The 648-nt window shown below is 51.9% G+C and carries 2 protein-coding genes; both read left to right on the top strand.

Annotation, left to right across the window (positions count from 1 at the left end):
* The first annotated feature begins 133 nt into the window (after positions 1-133).
* Positions 134-511, top strand: coding sequence for an IS66-like element accessory protein TnpA (gene tnpA / locus HMPREF9538_RS13535; RefSeq protein WP_004114613.1), 378 nt, complete (start codon positions 134-136; stop codon positions 509-511).
* A partial coding sequence (gene tnpB, locus HMPREF9538_RS13540) for an IS66 family insertion sequence element accessory protein TnpB (RefSeq protein ID WP_009485146.1) occupies positions 508-648 on the top strand: 141 nt, incomplete at its 3' end. The genes tnpA and tnpB, both read left to right, overlap by 4 nt.

The following is a 648-nucleotide window of genomic DNA, read 5'->3' as shown; positions in this document are numbered from 1 at the left end:
AGCTTGCTGCTGACGCTTAGGGGGATGTTCTTCAGTTATTTGTAAGCGTACAGCGTGAACCGTCTGGTCATAATCTGAAGCATCCGACAAAGTGGTGTCCACCAAATAAGTAGTGGGAACCAAAGTGTCAGATATGCAGAAAAATATGACTCCCGGCAGGCGTAAAGGCTGCCCTAATTATTCTCCTGAGTTTAAACAGCAACTCGTTGCTGCCTCCTGCGAACCCGGGATATCCATCTCAAAACTGGCGCTTGAAAATGGCATTAATGCCAATCTGCTCTTTAAATGGCGCCAGCAGTGGCGCGAGGGAAAGCTGCTATTACCTTCCTCTGAGAGTCCTCAGTTACTTCCTGTGACTCTCGATGCCACCGCCGTACAACCAGAACCGCCCGCTGAGGACTCAGAGCTCAGCATCTGCTGTGAGGTAACGTTCCGGCACGGGACACTCCGCCTCAACGGCACTGTCAGCGAAAAGCTTCTGACTCTGCTGATACAGGAACTGAAGCGATGATCCCGCTACCAACAGGCATCAAAATCTGGCTGGTTGCCGGTATTACCGATATGAGAAACGGCTTCAACGGGCTGGCTGCAAAAGTGCAGACGGCGCTGAAAGACGAACCGATGTCCGGCCATGTCTTCATCTTCCGG

Source organism: Klebsiella sp. MS 92-3, assembly GCF_000195655.1.
Lineage (GTDB): Bacteria > Pseudomonadota > Gammaproteobacteria > Enterobacterales > Enterobacteriaceae > Klebsiella > Klebsiella pneumoniae.
This window is presented reverse-complemented; position numbering and strand designations above follow the sequence as displayed.

Excerpts from the sequence above, each read along its gene's own strand:
- tnpA (WP_004114613.1), top strand. The coding sequence starts at position 134 with ATGCAGAAAAATATGACTCCCGGCAGGCGTAAAGGCTGCCCTAATTAT.